The sequence below is a fragment of the Psychromonas sp. 14N.309.X.WAT.B.A12 genome, assembly GCF_030397575.1.
Classification (GTDB): domain Bacteria; phylum Pseudomonadota; class Gammaproteobacteria; order Enterobacterales; family Psychromonadaceae; genus Psychromonas.
Genome location: NZ_JAPNXS010000002.1, coordinates 263,264 through 280,418, shown reverse-complemented (window position 1 = coordinate 280,418; position 17,155 = coordinate 263,264). Strand labels below are relative to the sequence as shown.

At 37.8% G+C, this 17,155-nt stretch carries 14 protein-coding genes; 9 read left to right on the top strand and 5 right to left on the bottom strand.

Annotation, left to right across the window (positions count from 1 at the left end; all coding sequences use genetic code 11):
* The first annotated feature begins 142 nt into the window (after positions 1-142).
* From OW492_RS04285 to OW492_RS04275, 3 genes are all read left to right on the top strand, one after another.
* Positions 143-1,210, top strand: a complete 1,068-nt coding sequence (locus tag OW492_RS04285; protein WP_290038690.1) for a PLP-dependent cysteine synthase family protein — start codon at positions 143-145, stop codon at positions 1,208-1,210.
* Positions 1,211-1,432: 222 nt separating this feature from the next.
* Positions 1,433-2,521: an endonuclease/exonuclease/phosphatase family protein gene (locus OW492_RS04280; protein WP_290038689.1), complete on the top strand. Its 1,089-nt coding sequence runs from the start codon at positions 1,433-1,435 to the stop codon at positions 2,519-2,521.
* A gap of 257 nt (positions 2,522-2,778) precedes the next feature.
* On the top strand, positions 2,779-3,429 hold the full coding sequence (locus OW492_RS04275) for a LysE family translocator (protein WP_290038688.1): 651 nt from the start codon (positions 2,779-2,781) through the stop codon (positions 3,427-3,429).
* A gap of 2 nt (positions 3,430-3,431) precedes the next feature.
* On the opposite strand, the gene OW492_RS04270 is transcribed toward OW492_RS04275, so the two are convergent.
* From OW492_RS04270 to suhB, 5 genes are all read right to left on the bottom strand, one after another.
* Positions 3,432-4,112: a response regulator gene (locus tag OW492_RS04270; RefSeq protein WP_290038687.1), complete on the bottom strand. Its 681-nt coding sequence runs from the start codon at positions 4,110-4,112 to the stop codon at positions 3,432-3,434.
* 5 nt (positions 4,113-4,117) lie between these two features.
* On the bottom strand, positions 4,118-5,527 hold the full coding sequence (locus OW492_RS04265; RefSeq protein ID WP_290038686.1) for an ATP-binding protein: 1,410 nt from the start codon (positions 5,525-5,527) through the stop codon (positions 4,118-4,120).
* 116 nt (positions 5,528-5,643) lie between these two features.
* Entirely contained in the window at positions 5,644-6,144 is a 501-nt protein-coding gene (locus OW492_RS04260; RefSeq protein ID WP_290038684.1) for a hypothetical protein, read from the bottom strand.
* Positions 6,145-6,203: 59 nt separating this feature from the next.
* Positions 6,204-7,733: a YbhB/YbcL family Raf kinase inhibitor-like protein gene (locus tag OW492_RS04255; RefSeq protein ID WP_290038682.1), complete on the bottom strand. Its 1,530-nt coding sequence runs from the start codon at positions 7,731-7,733 to the stop codon at positions 6,204-6,206.
* Positions 7,734-7,914: 181 nt separating this feature from the next.
* Complete coding sequence (suhB, locus tag OW492_RS04250) at positions 7,915-8,703, bottom strand: inositol-1-monophosphatase (protein WP_290038680.1); 789 nt, start codon at positions 8,701-8,703, stop codon at positions 7,915-7,917.
* A 213-nt stretch (positions 8,704-8,916) separates the two neighbouring features.
* Between suhB and trmJ the strand changes: the two genes are divergently transcribed.
* The 6 genes from trmJ (at position 8,917) to OW492_RS04220 (ending at position 17,148) form a co-directional block, all read left to right on the top strand.
* Positions 8,917-9,675: a tRNA (cytosine(32)/uridine(32)-2'-O)-methyltransferase TrmJ gene (trmJ, locus tag OW492_RS04245; RefSeq protein WP_290038678.1), complete on the top strand. Its 759-nt coding sequence runs from the start codon at positions 8,917-8,919 to the stop codon at positions 9,673-9,675.
* A 121-nt stretch (positions 9,676-9,796) separates the two neighbouring features.
* Positions 9,797-10,273 carry a Fe-S cluster assembly transcriptional regulator IscR gene (gene iscR, locus OW492_RS04240; RefSeq protein WP_290038676.1) on the top strand — a complete coding sequence of 159 codons (477 nt, stop codon included), beginning with the start codon at positions 9,797-9,799 and terminating at the stop codon, positions 10,271-10,273.
* A 16-nt stretch (positions 10,274-10,289) separates the two neighbouring features.
* Positions 10,290-11,483, top strand: coding sequence for an IscS subfamily cysteine desulfurase (locus OW492_RS04235; protein ID WP_290038674.1), 1,194 nt, complete (start codon positions 10,290-10,292; stop codon positions 11,481-11,483).
* 274 nt (positions 11,484-11,757) lie between these two features.
* Positions 11,758-13,053: an aminopeptidase PepB gene (gene pepB / locus OW492_RS04230; protein ID WP_290038672.1), complete on the top strand. Its 1,296-nt coding sequence runs from the start codon at positions 11,758-11,760 to the stop codon at positions 13,051-13,053.
* A 335-nt stretch (positions 13,054-13,388) separates the two neighbouring features.
* Complete coding sequence (locus OW492_RS04225) at positions 13,389-13,817, top strand: hypothetical protein (RefSeq protein WP_290038670.1); 429 nt, start codon at positions 13,389-13,391, stop codon at positions 13,815-13,817.
* A gap of 286 nt (positions 13,818-14,103) precedes the next feature.
* Positions 14,104-17,148 carry an FAD-binding and (Fe-S)-binding domain-containing protein gene (locus OW492_RS04220; protein WP_290038669.1) on the top strand — a complete coding sequence of 1,015 codons (3,045 nt, stop codon included), beginning with the start codon at positions 14,104-14,106 and terminating at the stop codon, positions 17,146-17,148.
* Positions 17,149-17,155 lie beyond the last annotated feature (7 nt).

Sequence of the window (17,155 nt, the reverse complement as noted above, 5' to 3'; positions counted from 1 at the left end):
TCTAAAGGTTGAGTATTATTTTCTGTATATTTAACTTTAGCAGAAAAATATTTTTCATTGTGGCTTATTAAAAGATTTTTAGGACGTTAATTCTGTTTAAGCAAAGGTAAACTAGCTTTATTATTTGAACAGGATAAATATTATGAATCATCAACGTCAATGGGTAAGTGCGGCCATCGCCAAAATTCAAGCTGACTTCCAACGTAGTGCTGATACGCATTTAATTAAAGTCGATTTACCACAATTAAAGGGCATTGATATTTACCTTAAAGACGAGAGCACACACCCAACGGGAAGTTTAAAGCATCGTTTAGCTCGCTCTTTATTTTTATATGCATTATGTAATGGCAATATCAAAGAAGATACGGTGATAGTGGAGGCATCATCTGGCAGTACTGCTATTTCTGAAGCGTATTTTTCTCGTTTGTTAGGATTACGTTTTATTGCTGTGATGGCTAAATCAACCAGCATACAAAAAATAGCAGAGATAGATCGGTATAGTGGTGAGTGTTTCTTAGTGGATTCAACCAATTTAATTTATGCAGAATCAGAAAGATTAGCAAAAGAGTTAAATGGGTATTATATGGATCAGTTTACTAATGCTGAACGCGCAACGGATTGGCGCGGTAACAACAATATTGCCGATTCAATTTTTAAACAAATGCAACATGAGCCACATCCTGTGCCAAAACATATTGTAATGAGTGCAGGAACCGGTGGTACCAGTGCAACTATTGGGCGTTATATTCGTTATCATCAATTAACGACTGAATTAACCGTTGTTGATCCTGAAAATTCGGTTTTCTATGATTATTACTCAACCGGAAATAAACAGTTAATTAATTGTAAAGGGAGTTTAATAGAAGGGATTGGCCGACCTCGTGTTGAGCCTTCATTCATCGCCTCTGTTATTGATAATATGTTGTGTGTTGATAATAAACAGTCTATTGCTGCAATGTTATGGACTGCGTCATTATTAGGACGAAAAGTGGGGGCAAGTACAGGCACCAATATGTTCGGAGTATTAAAACTGGCGCAGAAAATGATTGAGCAAGGGCAAACAGGTTCAATTGTTACTCTGATGTGCGACCGTGGTGAGCGTTACACGAATAGCTATTATGATAAACAGTGGGTTGCTTCTAATATAGGTGATATTAGTTTGCAGCAAGATAGTATTACAAACTACCTTGATAAAATAACCAATGAATAGGCTAGATGTTTTGTGGTTATTTTATAGTTTCTCTGTCTTCATTGTTACCCATTTTAAATCTAAGACTTTAAAAGGGTAAATAAGCGATAGGGGCATTTATACTTATACTCTGACTTCTCTGTGCGATACTATTATTTTTTAAAGATTAAATAATTTACCTTATCTATGTTTTATCATCATTTTCATTAATGCTCATAAAACAGGAATAAAAGAGAGGAGTTTGTGCCAATTAATTCTATTTCCCTTCGATCTTCTAATGATGATTTATCATCAACGGAACAAGTTGAACAAACGCAAATTAAAGTAGCGACTTTTAACCTGTTTAATTACCTTGCTCCACCAGATGCATTTTACGATTTTGATCGTATCTATTCAGCAGAGCAGTGGCAAAAAAAGGAAAATTGGATTGCTTCTTATTTGCAAAAACATCAACCTGATATTATCGGATTTCAAGAGGTCTTTAGTATTGAAGCACTTGAGATATTGGTAAAAAAACAAGGTTATGAATATTTTGCTGTAGTAGATAAGCCAACAGTGATTGATGATTTTATTTATCGTGATCCTGTTGTTGCATTAGTCAGTAAATTCCCCATTGTTTCTGTTTCATCTGTCGCAGTTGATACTGAGCTGGCAATGCAGTTAGGGTTAACTGCTGAATTTGATTTTAGTCGGCAAGTGGTGAGAGCGACGGTTGAATTGCCGCACCTCGGTCTGTGTGATTGTTATGTGGTTCACTTTAAATCAAAGCGTGCTGCATGGCAGGCTGAGCCAGATCCCCTTACTTCACTGGAAGGTAAAGTGATTGAACAGTTCAAAGCTCAAGTCGCTGGTGGATGGGCTTCTTCTATTCAACGAGGCAGTGAAGCCACTTTATTGATGATGCATATGGTTGCAAGGCGGGCTAAAACGGGTAATGCCATGATCTTGATGGGGGATTTTAATAATCCATTACAAGATGGGATTTTAGCGCATTTAAGCACACCTAATTTGCTATTTAATAATGATCAGCAGCAACAGCAATTAATGCAGTTTTATACATTACGTGATGCCTGGGATCTTTATGAAAGCAATCAAACATTGATCTCAGAGCAGCCTTTAAAACGGGCTGCAACGCATTACTTTGGTCAAAGTAGCTCGGTACTCGATTATATTCTATTATCCAGCGAGTTTGATACAAAGGCACAATCTAACTTCTTTGAAGTGAGTGATTATGTAAATACAGATAAGCACTTGATTAATCCAAGCTTTGAAATCGATGGGGAAAGTACTGACCATGCTGTGGTTAGTATTTGTTTGACGCTCAGACAATAAGATCACTTATACTAAATAAGTGATCTAAATTTTGTACAGTAAAAGTGACTCAGTTTAAGGCAGAATTTTAGCCTTTCGAAGATTAACTTTGTTAATAATGACCGGAGAATGAACGATAAATGTTTATTCTTTAATCGTTGTTTTATCTACGAAAATTACAACGAAGAACTAAGTTATTTTAATCAGTAAAATAGATCAGTTAATTAGTATGATTGGCGATAAAATCAATTGCACAATATAAGAAGGTAATACAAAAAATGAATGAGGTTTTTGCCTTTAGTTTGGTGGCGTTATTGTTAGTGGTCTCTCCAGGACCTAATGGCGTTTTAATTTTAAAAACAATTGCCAATCAACCTAAGTCAGCGGCAATGATCAATTTAATGGGTATTGCTTGTGCTACTTTTATGCATGGTGGATTATCGATTTTTGGTTTGTCTGCCTTAGTGATGCAATCAGCTGAATTGTTTATGTTGATCAAATTATTAGGTGCCGCTTATCTGTTTTATATCGGCTTTAAAGCTTTGTATGGTTCTTTTAAAAAAGCTAAACAAAGACCTCCACAAGACGGCGCATTTAATACGACTGCACCGGATGTGCGCAATAGTGGTTTTATCAGCTGCTTAAATGAAGGCTTTTTTACGCAGTTATTAAACCCTAAAGTGTCAATGTTCTATTTAGCAGCGTTTCCACAATTTATTCATTTTGACCAACAAGATATTACAGCTGCTTTTTTACTAGTGGGAATTCATGCCTCATTAATTATATGTTGGTTCAGTTTATTAATTGTGCTGGTGGATAAGATCAAAGGGTTGCGGCAAAGTAAAGGTTCTTGGTTAAACCTTTGGACTGAGCGACTATCTGGTGCTGTTATGATTTACTTTAGTTTTTTGATTGTTACTCAAAAGTAAGTTCAGTCTATAAATTTATAGCCAACGCCATAGACTGAAGCTATTGGGTTACAGCCCATTTTGACAGCATTAATTTTTTTACGGATATTTTTTATATGTGTATCAATATTTCGGTCAGATACTTCCAATGCATCACCTTGATAGATATGCTGAATAATATCTTCTCGAGTAAAAACTCTGCCAATATGGGTTATAAATAAGAGAAATATTTTAAATTCTACGGCAGTAAAATCGATGTTTCTTTGCTCTAATAAAGCTACATAGCCGTCGACGTTCAATTGAAAACCTGCATGATTAATTGTATTCAAATGAGGTTGACTCGTTCTTCGTAATACGGCTTTAATTCTGGCCATGACTTCCTTAGGGCTGAAAGGTTTAACAATATAATCGTCAGCGCCACTTTCTAAGCCTATTAATCTATCTTGCTCTTGTTGTTTTGCGGTCACCATAATAATAGGTAAATTAGAGAAATCTCTGATCTGTTTGCATAAACTCAGTCCATCTACTTCTGGTAACATCAGATCCAATAAAACCAAATCGACTGTATTGAGCTTGATAAATTCAAGAACTTTCGCTCCGTTATCGAGGTGTTGGGTGTGATAACCCTGCTGCTGGCTATAAGCAATTAGCACTTCTGCGATATTTTCTTCATCCTCAACAATTAAAATCGTTTTTGTTTTCATATAAATTAACCTGTTTGTGGAAGTGTTAATGTCACTTGTAAGCCACCTAAAGGTGAGTCTTGTAATGAAATACTACCTTTATGTGTTTCTGTTATTTGTTGGCAGAGTGTAAGACCAAGTCCTGCACCTCCATATTCGCGACTTCGTGATTTTTCAACACGATAAAATCGGTCAAATAATTTCGTTTGGTCCTGTTTATTAACGCCAGGTGCAGAGTCTGAAAAGGTTAGTTCGATATGTTGTTTAACTTGCTTTAGGCTAATTTGAACCTGACCACCTTGATTCGTATAACGGCAAGTGTTTTCTAATAAGTTAATAAATAGTTGTTGAAGACGTTCTTGATCTCCATACACTTGATAGTTGACCGAATTATCTAAATGTAACGGAGCAATATTAAGTTGGCACTGTGTAAACCGCGCACTATAACTCTCTAAGGTGCGCTGCAAGAGTGCAGCTATATTGAGTGGTTTAAATTGATAACTTAAGCTGGCCGTATCACTGTGTGCGAGTTGTGACAGATCATCGACGATCAAATTTAAATTATTGACTTGGTCTATCAATAAACTAATACGTTTATTATCGGCCACAAATACACCATCTTGCACTGCGATTAAATGGGACCGTAATACGGTTAATGGTGTTCTTAATTCATGTGACGTATCAGACATCCACTGAAAACGCATTTGTTGGTTTTCTTGCAGTGTACTGGCTAGCTCATTAAAGTTGTTAGATAAAGTGCCCAATTCATCTTGAGAAAGGGGAGTTATCCTATTAGTAAAATTGCCCTTATTGAGTTCATTGGTGGCAATAACAATTTGCTGAATGGGTTTAATCAAGTGTTTAGAAAGCACAATTGCCATGATAAAAGCCAGCACAATCACTAATAATGTAATGATTATATAGTTATGCAGTTGGGCATTTAAAAAAGCCTTTGCAGGACTGTTTGCTGCAAGTTTAGAAGGAACTAAGCCAATCCATCCGATGATAGTATTGTTCAGTAAAATAGGTTCAATTAATGGATTTTCATTGATCTCATTACGACCTACTACCACTTGTCTATGCTGATTATATAAACTGATCCGCCGCCCTGTTTTTAGTAAATCACCTGGTAGTTCAATCCATAATAAAGTGGGAGGTGGGTTGTCTAGAGTTGCTCTATCTTCGTTATTTTGTTGTTTAGGGTCAACAATAGAGCGCCATAATTGATTGTTATAGGCAATTGTCTCCCAACTATTTGCTTTGGCATAAAACTGAGTGAGGTGGAGTTTTACTTCGGAGAGGTGTTTCTGTTCTTGTTTTTCAACAAAGTGATTAAATTCAGTGGTGAAATTAAGATAAATGAATACAAACATCGCCCCGACTAAGGTGATGTTTGTAATAAAGAAGGCAAGAAAAAATTTATGTATTAATTTCACGGGCTCTCTAGCTTTAATCGACACAAGTTACTCTACTTGATAGCAAACAGTATTGCATATTGATGATCTCCAAACAATTTGCGAGTTGTTCACGTTTTGATGCGCGAGATGGTTGCTTAAAAGCTAGCTGTTGCACTTTTTCCTGCTTTTATTAGCTTATATTGGGGTTTCACAAAGCTAACGTGTACTGTGCCTAGGGTTTTAGAGAAAGACACTGAAATATTATTGACCGTTTTAAAGGTATGTTTTGCTTGCAACAGAATTTCAATTTCACCTTTCTTTTGTGCCACTATATTTGCTGTTTGTAAGCTTGTTGCCAGGTTGTTTATTTGCAAATTAGTGGACTGCAGTAGAGCGTTTTCTATAAAGGAGTTTTGCTCTTTAGCAGTTAAATTATCAGGCATGACCTCCTGTAAATCACCCATTAACCAAGCGAGGTCATTTTGCATGGCAATCAATAAATGATCTTCTTGAGTTATGATTTTGATGGATACTTGCCCATCACGTAAGATAACTTGTGCGGTACTTTCTTTTAATGTGTGTGCGCTTATTGGGTTGCTAAAACAGGTTACCAATAACAAAAATATGTACAGTGTGGATTTAATTTGATGAATCATTTTAATGTATCTTATTTAGGTGAATCAGACGACGATAGCTAGTCGTCTGATTCATTCCTTTATTGATGGTTAACTTTCTGTTCATTAGGTTGAGCGTCCCTACAAAAAGTGCCGTGTTCTATTTGACCACCATTACTAATGGTTTTTTGTTCGAAATCATAACACTGTTCACCTTGTTCGCTTGCTCGATATGTTGTGAAGTAGCTTTCGCCTTGGTAGGTATAACGCATGCTGCGGCTTCCATCTTCCGCTGTTGTGTATTGTAGGTCATCAACACCGTCTGCAGGTGGTTTAAGATTGGCTCTTATTCCTTGTGTATCACCACTTAACGGCGCAACTCTTGGCAATTGACTAGTGTCTACGTCACCGACTAAACATTGGATGATATAGGGTGGTTTAGTAGAGGTGTGGTAGCGGTAACCAAATTCTGGATCTGCTTGGCCATTACACACATCTAAAGTCCCTTCAGTAATAGTGCTGCCATCAGGATTTTCGTTACCATATAAAGGATAGCCATCATAACCCCAACCAATAATGGCATCGCTGCCTTGGTTTTTCATGGTGTCTATCATGCATGTAGGTGAAACATGGTAATGGTAATCATCTCCTCTTCCTGAGTGGCCACCACAAATATCTAATTGCCCAAGTGTCAATGTATCGTGCGCAGGATCATATTCTTCAACTGATAACTCGCCTTGAGATGAATAGTCGTAAATCGGTACGCCGTTAACAGCAACACCAACGGCCGCATCAATGGTGGTTATCTCAGTTGCTTTTTGGGGGTGTAATTTTATTGGTGCGGCATAACCTAAAGCGGGAACAGGTACTTGCTCATTAGTACCGGTAATACCTGTCATCATTTGATGGTCTGGATAGGTTGATGAAGCTACATAAGCATATTCTTGATCACAGGTGACTTGAACACTTTTTGCAAACCCTGCTTGGTTAATTGAGTTCTCTATAATTTGGCATCTTTGAGTGTGATTTGCCTGTGGTGCCGGTTGAGCATTTTTCACTGGTGGTTTAGGTGCGTGCTTTTGATCTGTTTCATTACGTTGATAGGTAACGGTCATTTCAGCTGATGCTAGCGTTATCTCTTTAATCGCATCCAATAAATTTGCTCTCTCAACCTGTGTATTATCGCTGATTTTTACTTGTTCAGATAACGCATAAACAGTAAACGTATAGGCTTTTTCTCCGGGGCCTTTTGAACAGGGTGGTGCATATTCAGTTTTTTGGTTAACACTGTTGGTACCTTGCTGACCTTGCTCTTTACTTAAGGAGAAATCACTGTCTAAATGGGTGATATCCGTCGCTAGGTTATACAAAGTTAAGTACCAATGAACACCTTCAGGCGCATTGTGGTGCATGATAACAGCGTAAGCTTGAGTACCTTCAGGCGCGCCTTGCCAACTGATTGGTGGGTTTATGCTATCACCATCGCAGGTGTAGATTTTAGGAAGGGCACCACCATCTTGCATTACCGAGCTACTGATGGTGAAGTTTGATTGTTGCGTTGATGCATCATTGCAGGCACTAAGCAATATGCTGCAAAGTAAAGTCACTGCGCCTATCCAAATTTTATTCATAAATTAAGATCCGATTAATGTCAAAAATAGAAGAGTAAGTAGTCCTAATATTAAGACTAATATTAGTAGTATAACGAGGAAATGTAGGGCAAATATGTAGTGACTAAAAAATGGATAAAAAAAAGCCAGAACACAAGTTCTGGCTAACATCTAATGGTGGTGACTATATAACAGTATTCAATTAAGCGTTGTGCTTACGAATAACGGTTAACATCTCTTTCAATAATTTCGGGTTAGCTGCAACAACATCACCAGATTTGAAGTAATCATTACCACCGTTAAAATCAGTCATCATTGCACCTGATTCTTTTAATAGTAATTCGCCTGCTGCGATATCCCAAGGTTTTAGACCGAATTCCCAGAAACCGTCCATACGACCAGCTGCTACATAAGCTAGGTCAAGTGCAGCACTACCACCACGACGCATATCAGCAACATCATTAAAGAAGTCTTGGAAGATGTTTAAGTAAGTTTCAAGGTGATATTTTTGCTTAAACGGGAAACCAGTCGCTAATAATGTACCAGCTAGCTTAGGCACTGAACTTGTACGAGTACGGTAACCATTGATTTGAGCGCTTTGACCACGAACTGCAGAGAATAATTCATTGCGGATAGGATCGAATACGATACCGATTTCAGTACGACCCTTGATTTTTAATGCAATTGATACAGCAAAGTGAGGTATGCCGCGAATGAAGTTTGTTGTCCCATCTAGTGGGTCGATAATCCATTGGTGATCTGTATCTTTACCATTATCGATACCTGACTCTTCAGCAACAAAGCTGTGGTCTGGGTAAGATTTACGTAACGTACCAATAATTGCTAATTCAGCTTCTTTATCTACGCTGCTCACATAGTCATTAAGGGATTTTTCTTCCACTTCAACTGACTCTAAATTTTCATAACCTTTAACAATTACTTTACCCGCATTACGCGCAGCACGAATCGCAATATTTAACATTGGATGCATTGGATCACCATTAGATTTTAAAAGAACGTGAAGGGAAATTCCTTCGGCGGCGAATTATACACAGGTCACACTATTGTGCAATATTTTAATTGTTCAAAATATAGTCTAATTAGTGATTAATAAATCCAAAATGGCTGTCTGTAGTGTTTTGTTGTTAATTGAATAGTGCTAAACTTTGCGCTCAAAAAATCACTGAAATATGAAGGAAAAACAATGCTAGACAATGTGCGTATTATATTAATTGGCACCTCTCATCCAGGTAACATTGGTAGTGCTGCTAGAGCAATGAAAACGATGGGTTTGACTGACTTGGTATTGATTGATCCTGAATGTGAAGTAGATGGTAAATCAGTAGCACTTTCTGCTGGCGCAAGTGATGTACTTAAAAATCATAAAGTATATAAAACACTCGATGAAGGTATTGCTGATTGTGGCCTAGTGGTTGGAGCGAGTGCTCGGCCTAGAACCCTTAACTGGCCTATGCTAGATCCAAGAGAAATGGGTGAAAAAGCAGCTTCAGAAGGTAAAAAACATAAAGTAGCATTAGTATTTGGTCGTGAAAACAGTGGTTTAACTAATGATGAACTGCAAAAGTGTCATTTCCATGTGTTTATTCCTGCAAATCCAGACTACAGTTCATTGAACCTTGCAATGGCAGTACAAACATTAAGCTATGAAGTGCGTATGGCTTATCTTGCCTCTGAGTCTTTTCCTGAAGTCGTTGAAGAGTACCCAAGAGCTGCTGAATTTGAAGGTATGCTAGAACATCTACAAAAAACCTTATTCCAAATTGGTTTCATTGTGCCTGCTCATCCTGGGTTAGTGATGGACAAACTTCGTCGTTTATTCAATCGAGCAAGACCTGAAATCAATGAATTAAAAATGCTGCGAGGTATTTTTAGTAGCATGCAAAAGTCGGTAGAAAGTCTTGAAGAAAACCCAAGAAATAACAAAAACGACAGTAAAAAATAAAACCAACTAAAGTGTAGGGTTTCTTACTTGACTAAAATTGTCGGGTATTTATACTGAGAGTATTAGATCACTAATGCAAATTACATTAGCTTTATAAACTCTTATTATAGCGAATTCTATTATGAAATTAACTTCAAAAGGCCGTTATGCGGTCACTGCAATGTTAGACGTTGCAATAAAAGAGCATACAGGACCTGTACCACTTGCTGAAATTTCAGAGCGCCAAGGAATATCGCTTTCATATTTAGAGCAGCTTTTCTCTAAACTAAGACAAAAACAACTAGTTAGTAGTGTCAGGGGCCCTGGTGGCGGATACAAACTAGGTAAAAGTAAGTCTGAGATATCTGTATCAATGATTATCGATGCTGTTAACGAAAGTGTTGATGTTCGTAAATGTGCTGGAAAAGGTGGTTGCCAAGAAGACGGTGTTGAGTGCTTAACTCATTCTTTATGGGAACAGTTAAGTACACGCATTAGTTCTTTTTTAGATGGTATTACATTGGAAGAGTTGATGGCTAGCGAACACGTACAGAATGTATCCGAACAACAAAAGAATAAGTTTATTAATAGCGAACTGCTGAATATTATTTCTAAGTAACAGCAGTGGAGAAGAAATGAAATTACCAATTTACCTTGATTATGCAGCAACAACGCCTGTTGACCCTCGTGTTGTTGAAATAATGGTTAAATACTTATCAATGGATGGCGACTTTGGTAATCCAGCCTCTCGATCACATCGCTTTGGTTGGCAGGCTGAAGAAGCGGTTGATATTGCTCGTGAACAGATTGCCGAGTTAATTAATGCTGACTCTCGTGAAATTGTCTTTACTTCTGGCGCAACAGAGTCAGACAACTTAGCGATTAAAGGTGCTGCACATTTTTATCAAAATAAAGGTAAGCACATTATTACTGCTAAAACGGAACATAAAGCTGTTTTAGATACTTGCCGCCAATTAGAGCATGAAGGGTTTGAAGTCACCTATTTAGCTCCTCAACAAGACGGTATTATTAGCCCTGCACAATTACAAGCCGCTCTGCGTGAAGATACGATCTTAGTGAGCTTAATGCATGTGAATAATGAAATAGGTGTTATTCAAGACATTGCTGCATTTGGCGAGTTATGTCGAGCTAATGAAACTATTTTACATGTTGATGCTGCGCAAAGTGCGGGTAAAGTGGAGATTGATGTACAGAGTATGAAGGTTGATTTAATCTCTTTCTCTGCGCATAAAGCGTATGGACCAAAAGGTATTGGTGCGCTTTACGTTAGTCGTAAACCGCGTATTCGTTTAGAGTCTCAAATGCATGGTGGTGGTCACGAACGTGGTATGCGTAGTGGGACATTACCCACTCATCAAATTGTGGCGATGGGAGAGGCTTTCCGTATTGCTAAACAAGAGATGGACAGTGAAAACCAACGCATCCTTGCGTTACGTGAGCGCTTGTTAGATGGCGTGAAGGATATGCAAGAAATCTATATTAATGGCTCCTTAGAAAACCGTGTTGCAGGTAATCTCAACATCAGTTTTAATTATGTTGAAGGTGAATCGTTAGTGATGGCATTAAAAGATTTAGCGGTTTCATCGGGTAGCGCTTGTACCTCTGCAAGTCTCGAGTCTTCTTATGTCTTGCGTGCTATTGGACGTGAAGATGAATTAGCACATAGTTCTATTCGCTTTAGTATTGGTCGTTTTACTACAGAAGAAGAGATCGATTACGCGATTAACATTATTCGTCAAAATATCAGCCGTTTACGTGAAATGTCTCCTGTATGGAATATGTTTAAAGAGGGTGTTGCTGCCCATTAGGTGACCTAACTTCTGGATAAGTAAAGCGATGCGTTAAAGGCATCGCTATCCATACAATGTTCAATTGCTGAGTTATTATTAAGTGGGTAACTCAGCACTTCCTCTCCTTCTTACCTATTAATATCCAGCTATATTCATTCATGCTTCTTACTGCATAAAACGTTGAATACAAAACTTAAGCAATCGATATATTATTTTTTAGTATAATTTTCTTTGCTAAAAAACTAACGACACAGTTAATATAAGAGCAATCCACTTTCAATCTAGGAATATTATGAGCCAGTCATTTTTAGTCACTCTATCGGATCAAAAAGCCAACCCAATTTGGGGAGAGAATGCTTTATTATCTTTTGATCAACAACAAGCTACCATTCATATTAATTATCAGAATGATGTTTTATCACAGGTGCAAAGTGCCGCACGTAAATTAGATGGAATGTCATTACCTAGTATTCAATTAGTGGGTGAGCAATGGAACTCTGATCTATGTTGGGCGTTTAGCCAAGGGTTTTATAACGCTAAAAGTGGTGCAAAAGTATTATTTCCTGAGCTTGATGAGGAAGCAATTAGCGCATTAAAGAGTAAAAAGCGCATTAGTGAATGGGTGAGAGAAACCATTAACTTAGGCCCTGATGCACTTGCTCCTAAAACATTGAGTGAAAAAGCTACTGCATTATTAACTGAGGTTTGTGCTGACAGTCGCCAATTAACACAATATGAAATTGCAGGTGAAGCGTTAATTGAGCATGGTTTTGTTGGTATTTATACGGTAGGTAAAGGCAGTGTAAATGAACCTTGTATGTTACAGATTGATTATAATCCAACGGGCGATGCAGATGCGCAAATTGACTTTGCTTTAGTAGGTAAAGGCATTACCTTCGATTCAGGCGGCTATAGCTTAAAGCCAAGTGCATCAATGGCAGCGATGAAAAGTGACATGGGCGGAGCGGCTACAGTGACAGGTGCGTTAGCACTGGCAATTGCTAACGGCTTACAAAAACGCGTTAAGTTATACTTATGTTGTGCAGAGAACATGATCAGCGATAAAGCCTTTAAATTAGGAGATGTAATCACTTATAAAAACGGTGTGACTGTGGAAGTGTTAAATACAGATGCAGAAGGGCGTTTAGTTTTAGCTGATGGTTTAATTGCTGCGCAAGAAGATGGTGCTAAAAAGATCATTGATGCAGCTACATTAACCGGTGCAGCTAAGGTTGCAGTTGGTCGTGATTATAACTGTGTATTAAGTATGGATGATGAATTTACTGAATCTGCATTAAATTCTGCAAAAGAGACAAATGAAAAACTATGGCGTCTACCATTAGAGTCTTTCCATCTTCAACAGATTGGATCATCATTTGCTGATATTGCTAATATTCATAGTGGTGGAGAAAGCATGGCTGGTGCATCAACAGCGGCTGCATTCCTTGCTAAATTTGTTATACACCCAGAGCAAGATTGGTTACACTTTGATTTGTCGGGTAGCTATCAGTTATCTGGTAATGGTTTATGGGCAACAGGCGGTAAAGGACACGGTATACAAACGATCTGTGATTTATTACTAAAATAATTGATGAAGCATTTATTAAATGCTTCTGTTGATGGCCTTAACTGCCCTGGTCTTTAACATATATGCGTCTATGTCATTGACAGTTAAACCAATATTAAGCCACTTAATATTGGTTTTTTTATGTCTAAAGAGGAATGCTTAATAGTTACAAGGCCTCTATTCTGTTAATACTTTTAAGCTTGTAGTCAGAATTCCTAAAAGCAGGATCAAAGATTAAAAATGAAAACAGTTGAACTTATGGTAAAACGTGAAATTTATATTTAAATAACGTAGAATCTCGCGCTAAGTAGGCATTATATGCCCAGTTTACACTTGTATAGGTAGAGAAAATAGCAATGGTTATTAGAACATTAATTATTATATCTGGTTTTGCGTTATTAAGTGGTTGCTCAACCGTTTCTATTGGTCCTATTCCTGCTGGCCCTGATAGTTATATTATTAGTAAAGAGATCTCTACTTTTTCAAATGAAGAAGATGAATTGTTATCTTCAATTCTTTCACAGGCCAATGAATATTGTGTTGATCAACAGCGCTATATGGAAGTGAAACACTTAAATGAGTATTCAGGTTGGTTCGGTAATGATACAAAAACTACCTTGATGTTTTCTTGTTTAAGCGAAAAAGAAAAAAACTATGAACAGTTAGCTCCGGTAGTGATTGCTGCTCCAACACCTGCAGTGAAGCCTGCTCCCGTTGAGACTGCTCCTGTGGTAGAAGAGCCTAGTTTTCCACCTAAAAACAAGCTAACTAATTACGCTTTTTAAGCGACAAACTAAGCTGATTAAAACGTATCAAAAAATAGAATTAATCAGCTTTTATAACCTTAATACCTGTGTAACTCCCTTAGATAAAATGCTTGAAAAGCGCTTAATGATTTGTGGTTGTGCGACCCTTTCATTAAACCAACAATAACCATACTTAAATTAAGATGACCGCTCTGTTAGTGAATAACCTTGATTTTTTAAAGTGCTTATTTGTTGGTTAATTATGCTATTATCAGTGTCTATTTTATCTTCTAAAATATCATTACTGGACTAGAGTGTTTTATTCATGATCCCAAATTTAAACCACCAAGAAAATATTAAGCAAGATACTTTTTCGTTTATCAAAGCGTTATCTGAAAGTGATTACTCAGGTGAGATAGCAAAAAGTTATGCTAGTCGTTTAGCAGCAGCAACGGACAACAGTGTTTATCAGTGTCTTCCTCAAGCCGTCATCTTTCCTAAATCGACACAGGATATTGTGGCTATTTGTCAACTTGCGCAATCAGCTGAATTTGAAGATATTCGATTTTCTCCACGTGGTGGTGGTACTGGTACTAATGGTCAGTCATTAACGAATGATATTGTTTTAGATTTATCTAAATACATGAATAATGTACTAGAGATAAACGCAGAAGAAGGTTGGGTTCGTGTTCAAACTGGTGTGGTTAAAGACCAATTAAATGAATATTTAAAACCGCATGGTTTATTCTTTTCTCCGGATTTGTCAACCAGTAACCGCGCGACAATCGGCGGTATGATCAGTAATGATGCATCGGGTCAAGGTTCACTGATTTATGGTAAAACCAGCGATCACGTTTTAGCGCTTACTTCGGTATTGATTGACGGTAGTGTATTAGAAAGTAAACCATTAACTGCACTCGACTTAATTGATCAAGTGGAGCGTCAAGATTCGATTGGTGCTATTTATCGTCAGGTTATTGATACTTGCGAAACACAACTTCAAAACATTGAAGATACTTTTCCAAAACTAAACCGGTTTTTAACCGGTTATGATTTAAAGCATGTTTACGATCATGAAACTGGCACTGTTGATTTAACCCGTATCTTATGTGGTGCTGAAGGTTCTTTAGCTTTTATTACCGAAGCTACATTGCACGTGCAGCCTATTCCAACCTACCGTACTTTATTTAATATTAAATACGACAGTTTCCAATCTGCACTGCAAAATGCCCCTTTTTTAGTAAAAGCCAATGCTTTATCAGTTGAAACCGTTGACTCTAAGGTACTGAATTTAGCGAAGCAAGATATTGTTTGGCACAGTGTAAAAGACTTAATTAGTGATGTACCAGGACAAGTACTCGATGGCATCAATATTGTTGAATTTGCAGAAGCCGATGAAACGATTCAACAACAAAAGATTGATGCATTGATTGTGATGCTAGATGGATTGATTGAAAATAAACAAGCTGGGGTGATTGGTTATCAAATTTGTAGTGACCTTGCTGATATTAACCGTATCTATGGAATGCGTAAAAAAGCCGTTGGTTTATTAGGTAAAGCAGATAGCCGTGCAAAACCAATTGCTTTTGCTGAAGATACCTGTGTACCACCAGAGAACTTAGCTGAATATATTATCGAGTTCCGTCAGTTACTCGATGATAAAGGTCTTCATTACGGCATGTTTGGTCATGTTGATGCCGGTGTACTACATGTGCGTCCAGCCTTGGATTTATGCGACCCAGAGCAAGAGAAGTTGATGCGTGAAATCTCTGATAAAGTGGTGGCATTAACAGCGAAATACAAAGGCTTGATGTGGGGGGAGCATGGTAAAGGTTTCCGCAGTGAATATGGACCGGACTTCTTTGGTAATGAGCTGTTTACAGAATTAAGAAAAATTAAAACAGTCTTTGATCCTCATAATCGAGTTAATCCAGGAAAAATCTGTACACCGATTGATTCCACGGAATCATTAGTGAGCGTTGATGCAGCTAAACGCGGTACCTTTGATCGTCAAATTCCAATTCAAGTACGTGAAAGTTATGCGCAAGCCTTAGACTGTAACGGTAATGGGTTGTGTTTTAATTATGATACAAAATCTCCAATGTGTCCGTCGGTAAAAGTAACACGAGATCGTGTACATTCGCCAAAAGGACGCGCTGGTTTAATGCGAGAATGGTTACGTCAGTTAGCTAATAATGATATTGATATTCTACAATTAGAAAGCGACCTCTATGCAGGTAAAAATGCTAGCATCTTTACGAAATTTAAAAACACATTAGCGAAACGTGGCGGTGAATATGACTTCTCTCATGAAGTAATGGAAGCAATGCAAGGGTGCTTAGCGTGTAAAGCTTGTAGTAGTCAATGTCCTATTCAAGTAGATGTGCCTGCCTTTAGGTCGCGTTTTATACACTTGTATCACGATCGCTACTTACGTCCGGTAAAAGATTACTTTGTTGCTTATGTAGAGCAATACGCTCCTCTAATGGGCAAAATGCCACGCTTCTTTAACTTCTTTACCGGTTTAAAAGTGACCTCTGCTTTGACTGAAAAAGTGGTTGGTATGGTTGATATTCCTCAACTGTCTTCGCCTACGTTAAAAACCGCATTGCAAGATAATGATATTGTCGAGTTTGATTTAGGTAAACTGCAAGCATTAAGTAAAGAGGAACGCGAACAATACGTTCTAGTTGTACAAGACCCATTTACTACTTTTTATGATGCTGACGTAGTAAGAGATCTGTTTTTAACCATTAAGAAGTTAGGCTTTAAACCTGTGTTGTTACCTTTTAAGCCGAATGGTAAACCACAGCACATTAAAGGCTTCTTAACTAAGTTCGCTAAAACTGCTGAAGATTCTGCAGCATTTTTAAATCAAATGGCTGCGTTAGATATTGCTATGGTCGGCACAGATCCTGCGATGGTGCTTTGTTACCGTGACGAATACAAGCAAGCCTTAGGTGAAAAGCGTGGTGAGTTTAATGTTCAGTTATTCCAAGAATGGTTGAAACCTCGTTTATCGGGAGAAGCAAAAACGTCGCAGAATAGTCATTTCTATTTACTGGGACATTGTACTGAAAAAACCGCAGAACCAACGTCCGGTAATGATTGGGCTACTATTTTTAGTCATTTCGGTGGGACATTATCAAATGTTGCCGTGGGCTGTTGTGGTATGGCTGGGACCTATGGACATGATGCGGGTAAATTAGCAGACTCTAAAGCTATTTACAGTTTAAGTTGGGAAGCTGAAATCGCTAAGCATGATAGAGCACAATGTTTGGCAACAGGCTACTCTTGTCGTAGCCAAGTTAAACGTATTGAAGGCGAAACGTTAAAACACCCTGTACAGGCGTTATTAACTTTATTGTAATCCTAGA

Coding starts and splice junctions, on each gene's coding strand:
- OW492_RS04285 (WP_290038690.1), top strand. CDS start 143: ATGAATCATCAACGTCAATGGGTAAGTGCGGCCATCGCCAAAATTCAA.
- OW492_RS04255 (WP_290038682.1), bottom strand. CDS start 7,733: ATGAATAAAATTTGGATAGGCGCAGTGACTTTACTTTGCAGCATATTG.
- iscR (WP_290038676.1), top strand. CDS start 9,797: ATGAAATTAACTTCAAAAGGCCGTTATGCGGTCACTGCAATGTTAGAC.
- OW492_RS04220 (WP_290038669.1), top strand. CDS start 14,104: ATGATCCCAAATTTAAACCACCAAGAAAATATTAAGCAAGATACTTTT.
- suhB (WP_290038680.1), bottom strand. CDS start 8,703: ATGCATCCAATGTTAAATATTGCGATTCGTGCTGCGCGTAATGCGGGT.
- trmJ (WP_290038678.1), top strand. CDS start 8,917: ATGCTAGACAATGTGCGTATTATATTAATTGGCACCTCTCATCCAGGT.
- OW492_RS04270 (WP_290038687.1), bottom strand. CDS start 4,112: ATGAAAACAAAAACGATTTTAATTGTTGAGGATGAAGAAAATATCGCA.
- OW492_RS04225 (WP_290038670.1), top strand. CDS start 13,389: ATGGTTATTAGAACATTAATTATTATATCTGGTTTTGCGTTATTAAGT.
- OW492_RS04275 (WP_290038688.1), top strand. CDS start 2,779: ATGAATGAGGTTTTTGCCTTTAGTTTGGTGGCGTTATTGTTAGTGGTC.
- pepB (WP_290038672.1), top strand. CDS start 11,758: ATGAGCCAGTCATTTTTAGTCACTCTATCGGATCAAAAAGCCAACCCA.
- OW492_RS04260 (WP_290038684.1), bottom strand. CDS start 6,144: ATGATTCATCAAATTAAATCCACACTGTACATATTTTTGTTATTGGTA.
- OW492_RS04235 (WP_290038674.1), top strand. CDS start 10,290: ATGAAATTACCAATTTACCTTGATTATGCAGCAACAACGCCTGTTGAC.